This window comes from Alistipes sp. CAG:29 (genome assembly GCF_000435435.1).
GTDB classification, from domain to species: Bacteria; Bacteroidota; Bacteroidia; order Bacteroidales; family Rikenellaceae; genus Alistipes; species Alistipes onderdonkii.
The window spans coordinates 49,989-69,034 of the sequence record NZ_FR893456.1 but is presented as its reverse complement, the minus strand read 5'-3'; the positions used below and the strand labels follow the sequence as shown (position 1 = coordinate 69,034).

Sequence of the window (19,046 nt, the reverse complement as noted above, 5' to 3'; positions counted from 1 at the left end):
TCGGCATTCTCGCCGGCCGAGGTGCCCTCCTCCTTGGTCTGGGACTCGAGTCCGTCGAGGGAAGCATCCTCACGGCATCCCGCAGCGAAGACGAGCAGCAAGGCCGCCAGAAATATCGTTATCTTTTTCATGGATGTCATTCAGATTTAGCGTTTTTGGTAATTGGTTTTATCGGCCTTGTAGAGCGCCCAAAGCGTCTGCTCATTGGCATCCTCGCCGAGTGCGTATTTGAGCGCCGCGTCCCAGCTCCACGGATTGATCGTGCGCATCGACGCGTTGATATTGCGGATGGCGTCCTTGTCCTGCGTCTGTGTCAGCCAGTAGCAGAAGAAGCCCGTCGTCTGGTAGCCCGACATCAGGCTGCCGTTGGTATTGCGGGTGGCATAGTCGTGGTAGCCCGCCACCGTGCGCACCGCGTCGGCCAGACCTTCGATTGCCGCCCACGACATGTTGCCCTGACTGTAAGCCGGAATGCCCTGCGGTTCGAGCTGGAAAGCGTGTACCATCTCGTGGAAAAGCACGCCGCGCGTTTCGAGGCTCAACTTGAGCAGCGACTCGTTGGCCGATTTCTGAATCCAGTCGGTCGAGTAATGGATGTTGATTTTGGGCGACGAGCCTCCTTTGTACGACACCTCGCCGGGCATCGGTTCGAGGAAATACTCGATGGTGTTCACCGGGAAACGCTCGTCCCGGTCGTTGAAGTAGAGGTAGGTGCAAATCTCCAGCGCATGCCACTTCAGGTAGGCGATCTTGTCCTGAACCAGCACGTCGTAGAGTTTGGAGCCCTTGTCCTCGGCCAGGTCGATGAACAGGATTTCGGGCGACTCAAAGTTCTTCCATGCGGCATACGGGTCTTCCGTGTGGAAAAGGATGTCCGAAAGAGTCAGCTTGTCGCCGCCGTTGGCCTTGAACACGAATTTGTATTTGGCATAGTCGGCCGGCGCCGCCAGGTAATAGATATGTTTCTGGAAACGGGCGATGAACGCGACCTCCGAACGGCTGTCCACCTCGTTCCACGACGCGCCGTCGTCCGACCCGTAGACCTTCCATGACACGGGGTCGTACAGCGCTTCGACGCCGTTGTCGCCCTGCTCCACCACGCCCGACGATACGAGCGTGTAGGCCACGATCCGCCCGGCGCTGCAATCCACGACCGCCTCGACGCTGTTCTCCGAGCCGACTTCGGCCTCGAAGTAGGTCGTAAGGTCGTCGTCAAGGAGCGCCGCCGCGTCGGACGATGGCGTGGCGCCGATGCCGCCGATCTCCACGGTGCCGCCCGGGGCCGGCAGGAAATGCGGCTTTTCATCGGCACAGGAGCAGAGGAGCGCCCCCGCTAAAAGCATATATGTTATCTTTTTCATCATTTTCAGGTTTTAAAGTCCGTTAATATCCGTAATTCTGGTCGCTCTCCGAGATGCCCGAGTTGGCGTCGATTTCGGCCTGCGGAATCGGCAGCGTCAGGCGGTAGTCGTCGGCGGAAATCGTCTTGCCCTCGCGCGTCATGGTCACTTTCAGGCGGCGCGCGTCGAACAGGCGGTGCCCCTCCCATACCAGCTCGCAGCGGCGCTCCTTGATAATCTCGGCCAGCAGCCCCGGATAGGTCTGCGCCGTGTAGCCCTCGATACGTTCGGCGCGCAGTTCGTTGAGCAGGCGGTTGGCCTCAGCCAGGTCGGGGTTCTCACGCATCATCAGCGCCTCGATGGCAATGAGCTGCATCTCCTCGGCACGGAACATTTTCTCATCGAGACGGCCGATATCCGACGCGTCGCCGAACCACTTGGTGACCATCCACACGGGCGCCCCAGCGCGGTCACGGCCGTATTCGAAGAAAACCGGCCCGCGGACGTCTTTTTCGGAAAACTGGGCGCGCAGTTCGTTGCTCGGGCGGAAAACGCTCGAATAGTCGCGGCCCACGAAGAGCGTCCCGATCGTCGACGAGCCTGCGGGACGCGACAGCTTGAAAATCGTACCGGCGTTCGACTTGTCCAGCCAGAGGTTCTGCACCTCGCCAAGCTTGGCGATGCCTACGGCACGCAGGGCGTTGCTGGCATAGATGTAGGCGTGGGTGTACTTTTTGTGGTAGAGCGAAACCCGCGCACGGAGCGCATCGACCGCGGCCTGCGAAATGTATGCCGTCGAGTTGGTTGCCTTGTTGTCGGCCGCCAGGTCGGGAGCCGCTACCGTCAGCATGTCGTACGCGCGGGTGAGGTCGGTCATAATCTGCTCGTAGCATGCGCCGACTTTGTCGCGCGGGGGATTGCCCACCACGTGGTAATGGCTGACGTACGGGATGCCCAGCGCGTCGTCGTTCGAAAAATCGGAGAAGAAGCAGAGCAGCTCGAAATGCGCATAGGCGCGGAAGAAGTAAGCCGTGCCGAGCGACACCTGCAGTGAGGTTTCCTCTTCGGCGTTGAGCGGCTTCACTTTCGGGCCGTAGTTAAGCACGCGGTTGGCCTGATTGATGATACCGTAGTAATGCGCCCACAAGCCGCTGACGTCGCCCGACGTGGCGGTGTAGACCCAGCCGGCAAGGTCGGTTCCTGCGCCACCCGAATCGCCGCCCTGCACGCAGTCGTCGGCGATATATTCCGTAACGGCAAGTTTCGAGCGCAGGCTGGCCTTGCCGTAGATGCCGACCACGGCCTTATGGACGTTCTGCACGTTGCCGAACGCCTTGTCGGGGCCGACCATGTCCGTGGGATCGAGGTCGGTATAGTTACATGACGTGAGCGCAAAAGCCGCCAGCAGCGCCACGATGCATATCGATTGTATTTTTTTCATTGTCTGGTTCATTTTAGGATTAGAAATTCATATCCACACCGAACGTGATGGTACGGGGCTTCGGATAGGACATGACGTCCTGTGCCCCGTTGACCTCGGGGTCGGCACCCGTATATCCCGTCCATGTCACGAGGTTCTCGCCCTGTGCATAGAGCGTCAGGTTGCGGATGAAGCGGGTCTTCCGCATCCAGCGGTCGGGCAGCGTCCACGACAGGCGCAGGGTCTTCAGGCGCAGGTAGGAGGCATCCTCGAGGAACTGCGAGGCCATCGGCGAGGGCTGAATGCCGTCGCGGAAAGCCGGCACGTCGGTCACATCGCCCTCTTTCATCCACATGCGGAGCATGCGCACGGGCTTGTTGCCGTTGAACTTGTGGTTGTCCATATACCAGCGCTGGCAGTTCATCACCGTATAGTGGTAGGCATAGGTGAACTGTGCGTCGAGCTGCACGCCCTTGTAGCGCAGCCGGGTCGTGATGCCGCCGAAGACAGGCACTTCATACGTTCCCAGATGGTCGGCCATATACGCCTGGTTGATGTCGGTCGTGAGCTGTCCGTAGTTGTCGTAGAAGACGGGCATGCCGTTAGCGGGGCTGACGCCTGCGTAGTAAGGCATGATCCACGTACCGAGCGGGCGGCCCAGTTCATAGAGCGTGTTGCCGTTTTTGTAGCGCCCCTCCTTGTTCGACCAGGTACCCAGATCGGTAATCTCGCTCTTGTTGTAGGTGTAGTTGAACCCGAGATCCCACTGGAAGTTCTGCGTCTTGACGGGCGTGGTGTTGACGCCGAGCTCGACACCGCGGTTGACGATGGAGCCCGCATTGGCCAAAATCGAGCTGAAACCGCTGGTCATCGAGATGTTCTTCGACATGTAGAGGTCTTTGGTCTTGATATTGTAGAAGTCGAAGGTGACGTTCACGCGCGAATCCAGCACCGACACGTCTAGTCCGACATTGGTCTGGGCCGAGGTTTCCCAGCGCAGTTCGCTGTTGCCGAGCTGGCCGTGGCTGTAACCCGATTCGCCGTTGTAGGACGAGTTGTAGTAGCCGTCGAACGTTCCGAAGTCGCTCACGCCGTCCTGGTTACCCGTCGTACCGTAGCTGGCGCGCAATTTCAGCTGGTTGAGCCACTTCGCGTTGTCGAACCACGACTCCGTCGAGATGAGCCAGCTGGCGCCGACCGACCAGAACGTGGCGCTGGCGTTGTCCTCGTAGAATTTCGACGAGGTGTCGTGGCGAAGCGAGGCCGAAAAGTTGTACTTGTTGGCGATCGAATAGCTGGCCTGCGCGAAGAACGACATGAGGTTGCTCATCGTGCGGCCGCCGCCGATCGAGGGCGGGAAAAGCGACGAACCCGACTTGTCGCCGATACCGGCCGGCGACTGCATCATGTCGGAATTCAGGTCGTAGCCCGTGAAGTTCGACGTGTACCATTTGCCCTGGAACATCTCCATACCGGCTACGGCGTTGAGCGAATGTCCGTTGGCGAAATCCTTGTTGACGTTGATGGTATTGGTCCACGTGTAGCGGAATAGCTCCGATGAGGTCTGGCCGTAGTAACCGTGGTTCTGCTGCGCATTGGGATGGTCGCGGTGCAGCGTCGACACGTTGCGGTTGTACATGAAATCCAGTCCGAAATTGGTCTTTACGGAGAGCCAGTCTGTGATGGAAGCTTTCGCATACACCGAAGCGACGGTTTTCAGGCGGCCCGTTTCGCGGTCGTAATATTTGGTGATGAGCGTCGGGTTGTCGACGTTGTACCAGTCGTCGGGCGACTCGTAGGGATAGGCCAGCAGCGTAGTAAACCACGGGTTGCCCCAGTTCTGGCGTCCGGCACCGGCTTCGGGGTCTGCGAAGTTGGTCTTGCTGTAACCGACCGTGGCCTTCAGTCCCAGGTCGAGCCACTTGGTCGCCTTGTGGTCGATATTGAAACGCGTCGAATAACGGTCGAGGCTCGACTTCTTGAGAATCCCCTGCTGCGTCAGGTAAGAGCCCGAGATGAAGAACCGGGTCTTGTCGCTGCCGCCCGAAACCGAAACGCTATGCTCCTGCAGGAAACCCGTCTGGGTCATCAGATCCATCCAGTCCGTGTCGGTGGCGCGGGCCTTGGCCAGACGCGCGAGGTCGGCCTCCGAGGCCGTGCCGTCCATTTCGCGCTTGAGGTACTGCATCATCGGATAGAAGTTGCTGTTGGGTTCCGACATCACGCACTGCAGCTGGTACTGGAGGTTCTGCTCGCTGTTCATCATATCGATGTAATCCACCAGGAACGAGAAACCGAACTGGTTGCGGTAGTTGATGTTCGTGCGTCCGCTGCGTCCGCTTTTGGTCGTGATGACAATCACGCCGTTGGCGCCGCGCGAACCGTAAATCGCCGTGGCCGAAGCGTCTTTCAGCACCTGGATGTCGGCGATGTCGTTGGAGTTGAGCGCCGCGAAATCGGCCGATTGCACCATCACGCCGTCCATAATATAAAGAGGAGTGTTGCTACCGTTGATCGATCCTGTACCGCGGATGCGGATCGATAGATCGTTGCTGCCCGGTTGTCCCGAACCGCTGGAGATCATCACACCGGGCGTCTGGCCTTGCAATCGGTTTTCGAGCGTCGGCGACGACTGAAATTCGAGCTTCTCGCCCTTCACTTGCGAAAGAGCTCCCGTGGTTTGGGCGCGGCGTACGGTGTTGTAACCTACGACCACGACCTCATCGAGCCGCTGGGCGTCCTCTTCGAGTCTGACTTCGATCGTCGTGCGCGAAGCGACGGCTACCTCCTGCGTACTGTAACCTACATACGATACGGAGAGAACGGCGTCGTCCGGACAAGCGATAGTTGTAACGCCATTGACATCGGTCGAGGCGCCCGATACGGTTCCCTTGATCACGACACTCGCACCGATTACCGGCCCCGCCTGGTCAACGACAATCACCGTACGCGCGGCGGTCGTCTTCTGCTCCTGCGCCGACACGGTCAATCCCGGCAACAGGGAGAGCAGAACCATACAAACAGAGTAAAAGTGTAATTTCATTAATTTTTGGTTTAGGTTGATAAAATGGTTTCCGTAGAACAATAGTTTCGTAAATCATGCGGGAGCGGTAATTTCGGGCCCTGAAACGCCGCCCGCAGTTTTGAGAGAATAGACTATTTCAAAGTCATGGGAAGTCAGTTGGTTCGGTTTGAGGTTTATACAAATTTAGCAAACAGCCCCGGGGAAAGGGATGCATCGCGGACAAAAAAAGTATCCTGATTCGCACAAGGTAAATCACCACCTCTTTTATGCGAATCAGGATACTTTTCCGCTCCCGGTGCAAACTACTGCTTCGTACGGTATTCCTTGGGTTTGAGCCCGTATTTCTTCTGGAATTCGCGGTAGAAATAGGACTTGTTCGAAATCCCCACGCGGTACATGATCTCCTGAATGGTGAGGTGGGTGGTCGTCAGCAGGCGGGCCGCATACTCGAAACGGTACTCCTTGATGAATTCGCTCGGCGTGCGTCCCGAAATCTTCTTGAACTTCCGGTAGAAATTGCGGGCCGTCAGCCCGAGGCGTTCGGCAATCAGTTCCATGCGCAGGTTCTCGCTCTCGATATGCTCCTGTATGGTGTCCACGACGGTGTCCATGAAAAGTTTGTCGGTTTGATGCATCTTCTGTCCTTCGACGACCGTATAGACGCTCTCGGGCGTATTGTAATAATCCTTCAGCATCCGGCGACTGGCTATCAGCCGTTCGACCGTGGCGCAGAGCACGGGCACGGAGAACGGTTTGGTCAGGTAGGCGTCAGCTCCCGACACCAGCCCTTCGACCTGCTCGCTCTCGGTAATCTTCGCCGAAACGACGACGACCGGGATACCGCGCAGGAATTTATCGCTGCGCACGGCATTCACCAGCTCCAGTCCGCTCGCGCCCGCCATGACGATGTCGGTGATAATCAGGTCGGGCGTCATCTCGCCCAGGCGTGCGAGCGCCTCGGCCACATCGTGGCACGTGCTGACGCGGAACTGCCCGGAAAGCGCCGATTCGATCAGCCATACGATGTCCTTGTTGTCGTCCACGACCAGCACGAGGGGTTTTTCACCCCCCCCGCGCGGCAGGGTCGGAGCGATACTGGCCGGCTTCTGCACCGCCTCCGCACCGACATCCCCGTCCGTCACCTCCCGGTATGGCAAGCGCACCGTGAATTCGGCATACCGGCCGACCTCGCTATCCACCGAAATTTCCCCGCCGAGCGCCTGCACCAGCCCGCGGCAGATGAAGAGCCCCAGCCCGTTGCGCGACGTAGAGTCGGTGTACATATTGCGATCCATACTGTCCAGGATACGGTAACGGTCGAAGACATGTATCAACTGCTCGGGGGCTATTCCCCGCCCCGTGTTCCGGACTTTCAGCTCCAGCCCGTTCCCAGCTGCCGCCGCCGAAATGCGGATACATCCCCGCTGAGGCGTGTATTTCATCGCATTGGACATGAGGTTGAAGACCACTTTCTTCAGGAATGCGGCATCAGTGTTCCACGTCAGCTCCGGCGGTACCTCCAACAACAGTTCGATGCCGTTGCGCTCCGCAGCGTCGGCGAACGAGCGTACCTGCACGCAGAGCATCGCGGCGATATCGACGCTATGGATATGGACGCGGCCGAATCCCTCCTCCTCGATTTTCCGGAAATCCAGTATCTCCTGAATCAGGTCGTTCAGGCCTTTGACATTCTCGTGCATCACATTCGTATACTTGTGCAGCTGCGGATTCTCCGCGCTCAGTTGTGCGATACGCTCGTTCATGCCGTTGATAAGCGTCAGCGGCGTACAGAGTTCATGCGAAATGTTGACGAAGAAATTGAGCCGCGCCTCATAGAGCTTCTCGCGCTGTTCCTCCTCCAGCCGGGCTACGACACGCTGTTGCTGCCTGCGGTAATGCCTGCGCAGCAAGGCGGCAAACAGCCATACGAGCCCCACCGCGAGCAGGATATAGCACACGAGGGCTGCCGTCGTGCGGTACCACGGCGGCAGCACCGTCAGGGGCAGCGTGTAGACCTGCGTGGCACGATCCATGACGTTGCTCTTGTAGCGCACGTGCAGCAGGTAACTGCCCGCGGGAATATTCATAAAGGCGACGCGGTTGTTTTTCTGTAATTCCACCCACTCGTCGGAATAGCCCTCCAGCATGTAGGAATACTCGTAGTTATCGCCATTCAGGTAGTCGACAGCCACGAAAGAGACGGCGAAGCCGGCCGTACGGGGCGCAATACGCACCGGGAGGGGGTCGTGTCCGTCGCCCGTATAATCCGACAGCGGCACGAGTGTTCCGTCCGGCAGTTCGAGATCCATGAAGCGCAGCCGGGGTTTGTAGTTAGAGGGAGGCTCGGCCGCGGGGTCTATCCACACCACGCCGTTCACGCCGCCGAAAAAAAGCCGGTCGGTATAGGGACATTTCCAGTAAGCGTCGTCGCAGAACTCGATGACGCGCAAATCGGAAGAGGAGTAGTTGTGGAAAAAGTCATGGCCGGGGCTGTACTGCGCGAGGCCCTTGTTCGTGCTCAACCAGATGCAGCCGTGCGCATCCTCCAGCACGCCGTGTATCATGTCGTTGACGATGCCGTTGCGGCGGTTGAACTGCCGGATGTCACCCTCGGGCGTAAGCAGTATCAGCCCCGAACTGGCGCCGCAGTAGAGTCCCGACTCGCGGCTCTTGCACAGGCAGAGCAAATCGCCCAGGGCCCGGCTTTGCAGGCGGTGCATATCAACAAATACGTACTTCTTCGTCCGCATGTCGAAGCGTATCAGCCCGTAACCGCCGCGCATGCCCAGCAGCAGCGTCGAGTCGCTTTCGCGTATCAGGGCATAAAACTCATTGCAGTCGCGGCGCTCCAGCCGGAACCGGTAACGGCGCATCGCCGTCACGACGGGCCTGTCGCCCTTTCCGATTGTCAGTTCGACCAGCGCATCCGTATCGCAGGCGAGGTAGAGCGTCGAGTCGTTCACCTCGCACATCTGGTGGACGCCGCGTATCTCCGGCATTCCCGGCTGCAGGGGTAACGTCCGCATCCGGTCGTCCCTGTATGCATAATAGGTAAGGCCCGGGCCCGAGGTTCCGAGCCATATGACATTCCGGGCCGGGCTGCTGCAAAAACTGAAAACTTCGTTGCTCGTAAGTCCCTTGCCGCGGTCGAAACGGGTCAGGTGGTCGACGGGAATATTCCCGCCGGCATAGCTTTCATAATCGCGGATGCGGATTACGCCGTCGCCCTTGGTGCCTATCCACAGGTTTCCCCTGTCGTCGGTATGGATGGCCCGCACGGGTTTGAGCACCTTTTGCGGCATGTCCTCCATGAGCAGCGTCGTGAACAGCTCCTCCTTGTCGCAGTACATATGAACCCCGTAGCCGTCGGTTCCGACCCAGAGGATATCCTGGTTGCAGTCGGCCCACAGGCAGAAAACGCGGTAGTCCGAGGCGATCAGCTCGCAGCGGCCTCCTTTCTCGGGAACACGGCCCAGGGCCCCGGCCAGGAAGCCCACATAAACCTCGTCCCCGAACGAACAGACCGTCGACACGGTAAAGCCCGTTTCGCCCAGCTGCGAAAGGTCGGATAGCAGCACCAGCGATTCGTCCTTGTACGTATACCGCCACAGCCCGCCCGAGGTGTCGACGAAATGGAGCCTGCCGCCATTGAAGAACGCCTTGCGCACCGGACGCGCGGAGAGCTGGCGCCCGGATACCCGCACGAGACTTTTCCCTTCGCCGTCGTTGAGCCGGTAACGCACCAACTCTCCGTCCCGCCCCAAGGTGCAGAACACCCGGGGTGCCTCCGACCAGACGGCGACAATCTCCGCAGCGCGGACGCCCGGAATATACACGTCCTCGAAAAAGGCGCGCCCTGGGCGGTAGCAGGTGATAAAATCCTCACCCGAGAAAAGCACGGTGTTTCCCTCGCTGTCCGAAGCGATATTCTCCACGTCGACGTACTGCATATAGCTTTCGACGACGCGTCGCTCGCGCAGGGAAAATTTATTGATCCCCAGCGAAGTGGCTACCCATAGGTAGCCCTTTTCGGCCGGGGCTATCTCCAGCACGATATTGCTGCACAGCGAAAATTCGTTGTCCAGCTCCATGCGGAAAACAAAGGTGTTCTTGCCGTTGTAGAGGTGCAGTCCGTCGTAGGTTCCGATCCACATATTGGCATCCTCGTCCTGATACATCGCCAAAACGGCGTTGTTCGCCAGCTGCACGTCCGCCTTGACCAGCGACCGCGCCGAAAGGCCCGCCGCCAGCACCAAAGCGGGTAGCAACAGTAACAACCGGCGGCAGGCCGGCAACCATGACGAATGCGGGAATCGGAAAAGCATGCATTAAAGATAATAAGTTTTAAGGAAAACAGGAAACGGACTATATTAAAAATTAAAATGAACAAAAAAGTAAAATAATACAAGGTTTGACCATTGTCGTGTTTTGAGATTCATTGTGGTGATAATCTTTCAGTTTTATTCCTTCTTGAACTTCAGATATAATCTATGAATTTTAATTTACTTTGATCGGAATAAGCTGAAAATAAATCGTTGCCTTCTCGTTATCTATTATCCCTATACAAAGATGTAATGACTTGATTATTCAGGTCATTACATCATTATAATCCCATGCCTTTACGGCCGGGCTGTTTTTATCCGTTATCTGGAAAGTTCTTTTTCGATAGCCGCGGCCATGCGTTCCAGCTCCTCCTGTGCCGCACCCAGCGACCCGAGGACGATGCGGCCGTTGCGGTCGATTACGAAGGAGCGCGGGACGCCCTGCTCCGCATAAAGGCCGAATACCCGTTTGTCCGGATCCATTGCCGTCAGGTCGCGCAGATAAGCGTAATTATGCTGTTCGTCGCCTGCGAAAAACTTGTCGAGGCTCTCTTTCGAATCGGTATAGGCGACCGGCAGGAATACGAATTCGCTGTCTGCGGCAAACCGTTCGAGAATGATTTTCGGCAGGGCTTCCGGCGCCAGTTCCCGCAGGCAGGGGCCGCACCAGGTAGCCCAGAAGTTCAGCAGCACGACTTTGCCACGCAGAGCTGTAAGCGTGAGATCCCCTCCGGCATATTTCGCAGCCCGGAAATCGGCCGCCAGGTCGCCCTCCTTGAGCAGGGTGTGCTGCTCATAGATTCCACGTACCAGCTGCATCGCTTTTTCATGCGGGGTCGCAGCGTTTTTTTCCTGTTGCCCGGTGGCCGGAGCCTGTTCCCCGCCTTCGGGTTTTAATTTTATACGCACTACGGGCAATCCGTTTTCCACCGAATTCGCCATGGATTCGATTGCGCCCGCGGGAAGTTTCAACAGCTCTTCACGGGTTGTTTCCCGTCCGTCGATGTAATATTTGCCGGTTTGCGCCTTGCCGGGGAGTACGGTTGTCAATGCGATCACGGCCGCCAGGAGCGGAAGGATTCGTTTCATGCGATTGGTTTTCTGCAAATATAACTAAAAAATCTTCACATAAAACTATTTTTTATAGTTTTATTCAGGATGACAAAAGAAAGTCCGTCCGAGACACTCGGACGGACTTTATACGGGTTCTGAATATCGTATGTATCAGAGTGCTTCGGCGACGACATAGGTGCTGCCGCCGATGAAGACCATATCGTCCGCAGCGGCAAGTTCCCGGGCATGTGCCACGGCGGCCGGCACTTCGGGGATGGTTTCCCCCCTGAGCCCGTAGATCGCAGCCTTGGCTGTCAGTTCGGCGGCGGGCAATGCCCTTTCGGTCTGTGCCTGCGTGAAGATGTAGTGCGCGTCGCGCGGCAGCAGGGGCAGGATGTGTGCCAGATCTTTGTCGCGGACGAACCCGATCACGCAGTAAAGCTCCTTGTGGGGCGTCGCTTTGAGCTGTTCGGCCACGTAGGCGATGCCGTGGGGATTGTGCCCCGTGTCGCAGACGACGAGCGGATTTTCACCCAGCTTCTGCCAGCGTCCCGCCAGCGAGGTGATGGCCGCCGCATCGCGCGTCCCTTCGAGGAAGGCACGGCGGGAGATCGTCAGCGGGGTTTCCTCGTGCAGGAAATCGACCGTCGCCGCGGCTGTCAGGATATTATGGCGTTGGTAATTGCCCGTAAGGTCGAGGTCTACCTCGAAATTGCGGTCGTCGCGCACGCGGTGCATGCAGAAGTGCTGCCGCCCTTCCCTGCAACCGCACTCTTGGCACGAGAATACCTTTTCGGCATAGATGACTTTCGATTTGTTGGCCGCAGCGACCTGCTCGAACACGTCGTTGTAGCGCAGGTCGCCCTCGCCGATCACGACCGGGATGCTCTTCTTGATGATCCCGGCTTTTTCGGCTGCGATCTTCTGGAGCGTGTCGCCCAGCAGCGCCGTATGCTCCAGCCCGATGTTGGTGATGACGCTTACGACCGGTACGATGATATTCGTGGCGTCCAGTCGCCCTCCGAGTCCCGTTTCGATCACCGCGACCTCGACGTCGCTCTGTGCGAAGTAGTCGAAAGCCAGTGCCGCGGTCATTTCGAAGAACGACAGTTCCAGCTCGACCATCTTGTCGTGGTGTTTGTCCACGAAGTTCACGACCTTCTGTTTGGGAATCATCTCGCCGTCGACGCGGATGCGTTCGCGGAAATCCTGCAGGTGGGGCGAGGTGAAAAGCCCCGTGCGGTAGCCGGCCTGCTGCAATACCGAGGCGATGATATGCGATACGGAACCTTTGCCGTTCGTGCCCGCCACGTGGATCGTGAAGAAATTGCGCTGGGGGTTGCCGATGTGGCGGCAGAATGCGGTGATGCGCTCCAATCCCGGCTTGTAGGCCGTTGCGCCTTTGGTTTCGAAGGCCGGCAGCGACTGGAAGAGGAATTCGAGGGTCTGGGTGTAATTCATATCGGGTTTCGGGTTTTATTTTACGAGGTGGTTCTTTTTCTTGGCCCGGTAGGCGATGTAGTAGAGCACACAGAGCAGCATCAGGTATTCGGAGATGCGTCCCAGGTAGTCGCCGTATCGGGTGTAGAAGGTAAGTTGGGAGTTGAGGGGTACGGCCGCTGTGAGCACGCCCCGTTTTTCCCAGCCGAGCGTCTGGCCTATGTCGCCGCGGGCCGATATGAAGCCCGACATGCCGGTGTTGGCCGACCGGGCGATGGCACGGCGGTGTTCGATGGCGCGCAGGCGCGAGATCGTGAAGAGGTGTTTGTAGCCGGGCGTGTCGCCCCACCAGCCGTCGTTGGAGATGATGGCCATGAACTGTGCCCCGCGGCGCACGAAATCGCCGAAGAAATCGCCGTAAAGTCCTTCGTAGCAGATTGCCGGGCCGGTTTTCACGCCCCGGTGTTCGAAGGCCGTGCCGTGCTGCCCCATGCCGATCTGTCCCACGACGCCGCCCAGGTCGATTACCAGGAATTGCAGGATGTCGAAAACGATCGTCGGGGTGTTTTCCACGCCGATCACCAGTTTGCCTTTGTGGTGCAGTTGCATGCGGCCTGCGGAGTCGAGCCCTACCGCCGTGTTGAATACGTCGTAGTAACCTTCGCCCAACCCGTCCCGGCGTGCCGTGCGGGGTTGTACCCCGGCGGCATAATAACGCAGGGTGTTGGCGCCCGTGACGAGCAGGGCCCCGGGGTGCGACCGGCGCAGGCTGTCGGCCAGCTCTTGCCAGAACATGCCCGGTTCGTTGGCCGGGCGGAACTCCGAAAGACCCGGTTCCCAGTAATGTCCCGGGACGGCAGTCTCGGGCAGCAGGATGAATTGCGCCCCGGCGGGCACCTGTGCCAAAAGGTCGGTGATGTTGTCTTGCTGCCAGTCGGCGCGGCCGTTGAATTTGTCGTAGCAGTCGACGTTGGGTTGGACGACGCTCACCTCGGCCGTCCCCTCGTCGGGCTGCTCCCAGCTCCACCAGATGCCCAGCGACACGGCGGCCGGAAGGAGCAGGACGCCCGCGGCCGGGATCCACCGTCCGATGCTGCATCGTGCCCGCAGCGCTTCGAAGAAGAGTATGTTACAGAGCAGCACCCACAGCGAACCGCCGAAGACACCCGTGTATTCGTACCATTGCACGAGCCATACGTCGTGCGAGAATCCGTTGCCCAGGATCAGCCACGGCCACGAGAATTCGCCGACCGTATACCAGTATTCCGTTGCGATCCACCCGGCAATGAGCAAGGTGTATGCCAGTGTCTTCGGCCCTTTCTTTGCGACGGTGTGGAACAACATGAAGGCGATCATGTTGAGCGTCGTTGAGGCGAGCGTCGCGGCCACGGGCCCCACCGGGGTGGCGTTCCATATCCACCAGACGGTCGAGATGTTCCACAGCGCGAAGGTCAGCGCCGCCCAGCCGAACATGCGCCACCACGAGCGGCGCGTCTGGTCGTACGATGCGCTGATCCACAGCAGCGGGATCATGGCGAAGGGCAGCGTGAGCCCTGTCATGCCGAGCCAGCCCGGGGAGAGCAGGACGACCGAGAGGATTACCGCCGCTAATCTACGAAACATGGTGTGTGATTTTTACGTCGGCAAAAGTAGTCAAATGAGCGCAGATTTCAAAATATTTCATACTTTTGTCTAAATAACTAAATAACCCGGATATAATGAAGAAATTTGCCTTTTTATTGTTCTCGGCGGCAGCCGTGCTGTGCTGGGGGTGCAGCACGCCGCCCGCGGAGGGTTACAGCATCGTCGACGGCGTGATCGTATTCGACGTCCCGGCCCGTGCCGAGGGCCAGCATTCCGTTTTGCGGCTGACGGTCGACCCGATCCCGGTCGTACGCGTAGGTTTCATCGGGCTGGGTATGCGCGGCCCGGGCGCCGTGGAACGCTTCGCCAACATCGACGGGGTCGAGATCGTGGCGCTCTGCGACCTCTACCCCGAGCGTGTCGACAAGTCGCAGGAGATCCTCGCCGGACATAACCTCCCGGCTGCTGCCCCGTACAGCGGGGAGGAGGGGTGGAAGGAACTTTGCCGGCGCGATGACATCGACCTGGTTTACATCTGCACCCCGTGGCAGCTGCACGTCCCGATGGCGGTTTATGCCATGGAGCACGGCAAGCATGTCGCCGTCGAAGTCCCAGCCGCCATGTCGCTCGACGAGTGCTGGCAACTGGTCGACACTGCCGAGAAGACACAGCGCCACTGCATGATGCTCGAGAACTGTGTCTATGACTTCTTCGAGCTGACGACGCTCAACATGGCTCAGCACGGGCTGTTCGGCGAGATACTCCACACCGAAGGCTCCTATATTCACAACCTCGAACCCTACTGGGATTATTACCAGGGCAACTGGCGCCTCGACTTCAACCAGTCGCACCGCGGCGACGTCTATGCCACGCACGGCCTCGGCCCGGCCTGCCAGCTGCTGGATATCCACCGCGGCGATAAGATGAACTACCTCGTGGCGATGGATACCAAGTCGGTCAACGGCCTGAAGCTCGCCAAGGAGAAGATGGGTGCCGAGACCTTCGCCAATGCCGACCAGACGCTGACGCTCATCAAGACCGAGCGGGGCCGCACGATCCTGCTCGAACACAACGTCTATACGCCCCGTCCTTACAGCCGCATGTACCAGCTTACGGGCACCGAGGGCTTCGCCAATAAATACCCGGTCGAGGGCTATGCGTTCCGTCCCGAGCAAATCGCCGGCGAGGAGATTCCCGACCACGAGAATCTGAGCGAGCATTCGTTCATCCCCCAGGCGGCGAAGGCGGCGCTGATGGAGCGTTACAAGCATCCGATCGCCCGGGACATCGAGGAGAAGGCCCGCCGCGTGGGCGGCCACGGCGGCATGGATTTCATCATGGACTATCGCCTCGTTTACTGCCTGCAGCATGGCCTGCCGCTCGATCAGGACGTTTACGACGCTGCCGAATGGTCGTGCATCGGGTCGCTGACCGCGGCGTCGCTCGAACACAACAGTATGCCGGTCGCCGTGCCCGATTTCACGCGCGGCGACTGGGACAAGGTGGACGGGTTCCGCCATGCCATGGCGCAGTAAAAACCGCTTTGACATACCGAAAAGCCGGACATTTCGTCCGGCTTTTTTCGTTTGTGGCAGCGCCTTTGCAGTCCGTGTCATAAACTTTAAAACGGTTTGTTATGGATCATCTGAAGGAAGCTCCGGATTATTTGCAGGACGACCACCTGTCGCGGGGAACCAAAGCTTATCTGAAAGTGTTGAACGGCGGCGCTCCCGTCGAATCGTTGCCGGTCGGGGAGGCCCGTCGCGTCCTGACCGATGTGCAGGCGGCCGTGCATGTCGATCTGTCGGGCATCGAGGAGTCCGAACGGACGGTCGAAAGCGAAGGGCATACGCTGCGCCTGAACCTCGTCCGCCCTTCGGGGGCGGGGCGCGGGTATCTTCCGGCGTTCGTGTTCATTCACGGCGGGGGCTGGGTGCTGGGCGACTATCCCACCCACAGGCGGTTGGTGCGCGACCTTGTCGTGGAGTCGGGTTGTGCGGCGGTATTCGTCAACTATACGCCTTCGCCCGAGGCGCATTTTCCGAAGGCTGTCGAGGAGGTCTATGCCGCAGTGAAATGGGTGGCCGAAAACGGCCGGGAGATCGGGGTCGACGGCAGCCGGCTGGCGCTGGCGGGCAACAGCGTCGGCGGTAACATGTCGCTTGCGGCGGCGCTCGTGGCCGAGGATCACGGCGGGCCGCGGCTGCGCACGCTCGTGCTGATGTGGCCCGTGACCGATGCGGGGTACGACTGGGATTCGTATGTGAAATACGGCCGCCAGCGGTTCCTGACCGCGCCGTTGATGAAATGGATGTTCGGCAAGTACGTTTCAGATCCGGCTCAGCGCGGCAACGACCTCATGTCGCCCGTGCGTGCTTCTGCCGAACGGCTGCGGGGATTGCCTGCGACGCTGATCGTCGTTGCCGAGAACGACATCCTGCGCGACGAGGGCGAGGCGATGGGGCGTCGTCTGGACGAGGCGGGCGTCGAAGTGACGACCGTGCGCTTCAACGGCGTGGTACACGATTGGGGAATGCTCAACGGGTTCGCCGCATTGCATCCGACGCGCACGCTGATACGGCTGGTTGGCTCCGTATTGCGGGACTACCTGGAAAAATAGGGTTGGGGCTGCATTGGGAATTGTGCCGGGCTGTACTCAAACAGGCGGGCGGTGCTCAACAGGCTGACGGTGTTCAAAGAAGGGCGGGCCGATTTCAGGGGCGGATCAGTGCCGGACGCTCCCCCGCGACAGGATATCCTCGAAATAGGCGATGGTCTTTACCAGTCCGTCGCGCAGCTGGATCGTGGGTTCCCAGTCGTTGAGCATCTTGCGGGCCAGCGAGATGTCGGGCTTGCGCTGCTGCGGGTCGTCCGACGGCAGGGGCATGTGCATGATCTTCGACTTCGAACCCGTGAGTTCCAGGACGATGGCTGCCAGTTCGTTGATGGTGAATTCATTGGGGTTGCCTATGTTGACCGGGCCCGTGAAATCGTCGGGCGTATCGTCCATCAGGCGGATCATCCCTTCGACCAGGTCGTCGATATACTGGAACGAGCGGGTTTGTTCACCGTCGCCGTAGATCGTGATCGGTTCGTTGCGCAATGCCTGGACGATGAAATTCGAGACTACGCGGCCGTCGTTGATGTCCATCTTCGGGCCATAGGTGTTGAAAATCCGGACGATTTTCACCGGGATGCCGTGTTCGCGGTAGTAGCTCATGAAGAGCGATTCGGCACAGCGTTTGCCCTCGTCGTAGCACGAGCGCAGCCCCAGCGGATTCACGTGTCCCCAGTAATCCTCGGTCTGCGGATGTACCAGCGGGTCGCCGTATACTTCCGAAGTCGAAGCCTGCAACACCTTGGCGCGGTTGTAGCGCGCCATGCCGAGCATGTTCATCGCGCCGATAACCGAAGTTTGCGTCGTCTTGATCGGGTCGTGCTGGTAGTAGATGGGCGAAGCAGGACAGGCAAGGTTGTAGATCTCTTCGACCTCCGCCATGTAGGGGTAGATTATGTCGTGCCTTATGACTTCGAAATTGGGGTGTTTCAGCAGGTGCCGGATATTGCTTTTGTGCCCGGTAAAATAGTTGTCGATGCAGATCACGTCGTTTCCTTCGTCAAGCAGTCTTTCACATAGGTGCGAACCGATGAATCCGGCACCGCCAGAGATTAAAATCCTCTTCATTCCAAATCGCGTCTTTTTTGATCGTCAAATATACTGATTTTATTTGTAAAAGCATATCTTTGTACGCGTTAATCGCTTTAATAGTGCACAAAATGGGTCGCAAAGCCGTTTCTATTCTTTTTTATGGTATTTCGGTGGTGCTCACCGGGCTGCTTCTGGTCGCCGCCGTCCTGTGCCGGTATGCTTCGTCCGTCTCCCCCGGGGAGGGCGGATTCTGGGCGACGCTCGCATTGCTGATGCCGGTCGTGCTGCTGGCCAACGTAGTTGCGCTGGTCTGGTGGGCGGTTCGCCGCAAATGGATCGTCCTGCTGATGCCGCTGGTCGCGCTGGTACTCAACCTGGGGTATATTTCAGCCATGGTTCAGCTTCCCGATTTTAAGGAGAGGGGTAATCCGCACGACATCCGCATCGCCACGCTCAACGTAAACGGATTCCGCAGACTGGAATCCACGCCCGCTACGGCCAGGGCCATCGCCGGCATGGTGAACCGCGAGCAGGTCGACGTGCTTTGCCTGCAGGAGTTTATGGACAGCAGGGAATTTCCGGCCGACAGCATCGGGAAGGTCTTCGCTCGGCGGATGCCCTATTTCCTGCATGAGGGCGGTGCGGCCCTGGCCAGCCGTTATCCCGTTCTCGATCATAAATACGTCCGGTTTGCCGATACGAACAACGACTACCTGCGTGCCGACCTGCTCGTCGGCGATGATACGGTGCGTCTCTTCTCCGTCCACCTCCAGACTTCGGGCATCGCCCAGCTCAGGCGCCGGTTCCGGAAAGATTACAACCGCGACGCACCCGTCGAGCGAATACTGGGCGAGCTGGAACACAACAGTAGTATCCGTGCCGGGCAGGTAGGTGAAATCCGGGTCGAAATAGATGCTTCGCCCTACCCGGTGATCCTTGCGGGCGACTTCAACGATACGCCTTCGTCCTATACCTACCATACGATGAAGGGGAACATGACCGACGGTTTCCGCGACAGCGGGAGCGGTTACGGCGGTACTTTCCGCTATCTGGGAGGGGTACTGCGCATCGACTACATCTTTTACGACGACGCTTTCGAGGGCATCCGTTATTACATGCCTCCGGAAGATGTCAGCGACCACAAGGCCGTGGTCGCTGAACTGCGGTTCAGGTAGCGGACGCAATCGTCACGCTGCCGTCATGTCTTTTTCCC

The 19,046-nt window shown here is 58.8% G+C and carries 11 protein-coding genes; 3 read left to right on the top strand and 8 right to left on the bottom strand.

The genetic code is table 11. The annotated features are described in order from the left end of the window. Positions 1–146: 146 nt before the first annotated feature. The 7 genes from QVP03_RS06010 to lnt all read right to left on the bottom strand — a co-directional run bounded on the left by QVP03_RS06010 (position 147) and on the right by lnt (position 14,223). Positions 147–1,361, bottom strand: a complete 1,215-nt coding sequence (locus tag QVP03_RS06010; protein WP_052011101.1) for a basic secretory protein-like protein — start codon at positions 1,359–1,361, stop codon at positions 147–149. A gap of 22 nt (positions 1,362–1,383) precedes the next feature. After that, positions 1,384–2,781 (bottom strand): RagB/SusD family nutrient uptake outer membrane protein, encoded by a 1,398-nt coding sequence (locus tag QVP03_RS06005; RefSeq protein ID WP_018697033.1) that lies wholly within the window; start codon positions 2,779–2,781, stop codon positions 1,384–1,386. 19 nt (positions 2,782–2,800) lie between these two features. Beyond that, a complete protein-coding gene (locus tag QVP03_RS06000) occupies positions 2,801–5,803 on the bottom strand; it encodes a SusC/RagA family TonB-linked outer membrane protein (RefSeq protein ID WP_022332637.1) in 3,003 nt (1,000 codons plus the stop codon). Positions 5,804–6,087: 284 nt separating this feature from the next. After that, positions 6,088–10,110 carry a hybrid sensor histidine kinase/response regulator transcription factor gene (locus QVP03_RS05995; protein WP_022332636.1) on the bottom strand — a complete coding sequence of 1,341 codons (4,023 nt, stop codon included), beginning with the start codon at positions 10,108–10,110 and terminating at the stop codon, positions 6,088–6,090. Positions 10,111–10,428: 318 nt separating this feature from the next. Next, positions 10,429–11,196 carry a TlpA family protein disulfide reductase gene (locus tag QVP03_RS05990; RefSeq protein ID WP_018697036.1) on the bottom strand — a complete coding sequence of 256 codons (768 nt, stop codon included), beginning with the start codon at positions 11,194–11,196 and terminating at the stop codon, positions 10,429–10,431. Between the two features lie 135 nt (positions 11,197–11,331). Further along, entirely contained in the window at positions 11,332–12,621 is a 1,290-nt protein-coding gene (locus tag QVP03_RS05985) for a bifunctional folylpolyglutamate synthase/dihydrofolate synthase (protein ID WP_018697037.1), read from the bottom strand. Positions 12,622–12,636: 15 nt separating this feature from the next. Beyond that, positions 12,637–14,223, bottom strand: a complete 1,587-nt coding sequence (gene lnt / locus QVP03_RS05980; protein WP_022332635.1) for an apolipoprotein N-acyltransferase — start codon at positions 14,221–14,223, stop codon at positions 12,637–12,639. A 95-nt stretch (positions 14,224–14,318) separates the two neighbouring features. On the opposite strand from lnt, the gene QVP03_RS05975 reads away from it, so the two are divergent. Both QVP03_RS05975 and QVP03_RS05970 read left to right on the top strand, forming a co-directional pair. Further along, a complete protein-coding gene (locus QVP03_RS05975) occupies positions 14,319–15,719 on the top strand; it encodes a Gfo/Idh/MocA family protein (protein WP_018697039.1) in 1,401 nt (466 codons plus the stop codon). Between the two features lie 101 nt (positions 15,720–15,820). Then, positions 15,821–16,804 (top strand): alpha/beta hydrolase, encoded by a 984-nt coding sequence (locus tag QVP03_RS05970; protein ID WP_022332634.1) that lies wholly within the window; start codon positions 15,821–15,823, stop codon positions 16,802–16,804. 105 nt (positions 16,805–16,909) lie between these two features. Here the strand turns inward: QVP03_RS05970 and QVP03_RS05965 are convergent, their stop codons facing one another. Beyond that, complete coding sequence (locus QVP03_RS05965) at positions 16,910–17,869, bottom strand: UDP-glucuronic acid decarboxylase family protein (RefSeq protein ID WP_022332633.1); 960 nt, start codon at positions 17,867–17,869, stop codon at positions 16,910–16,912. Positions 17,870–17,961: 92 nt separating this feature from the next. Between QVP03_RS05965 and QVP03_RS05960 the strand changes: the two genes are divergently transcribed. After that, positions 17,962–19,008, top strand: a complete 1,047-nt coding sequence (locus QVP03_RS05960; RefSeq protein ID WP_256166301.1) for an endonuclease/exonuclease/phosphatase family protein — start codon at positions 17,962–17,964, stop codon at positions 19,006–19,008. Positions 19,009–19,046 lie beyond the last annotated feature (38 nt).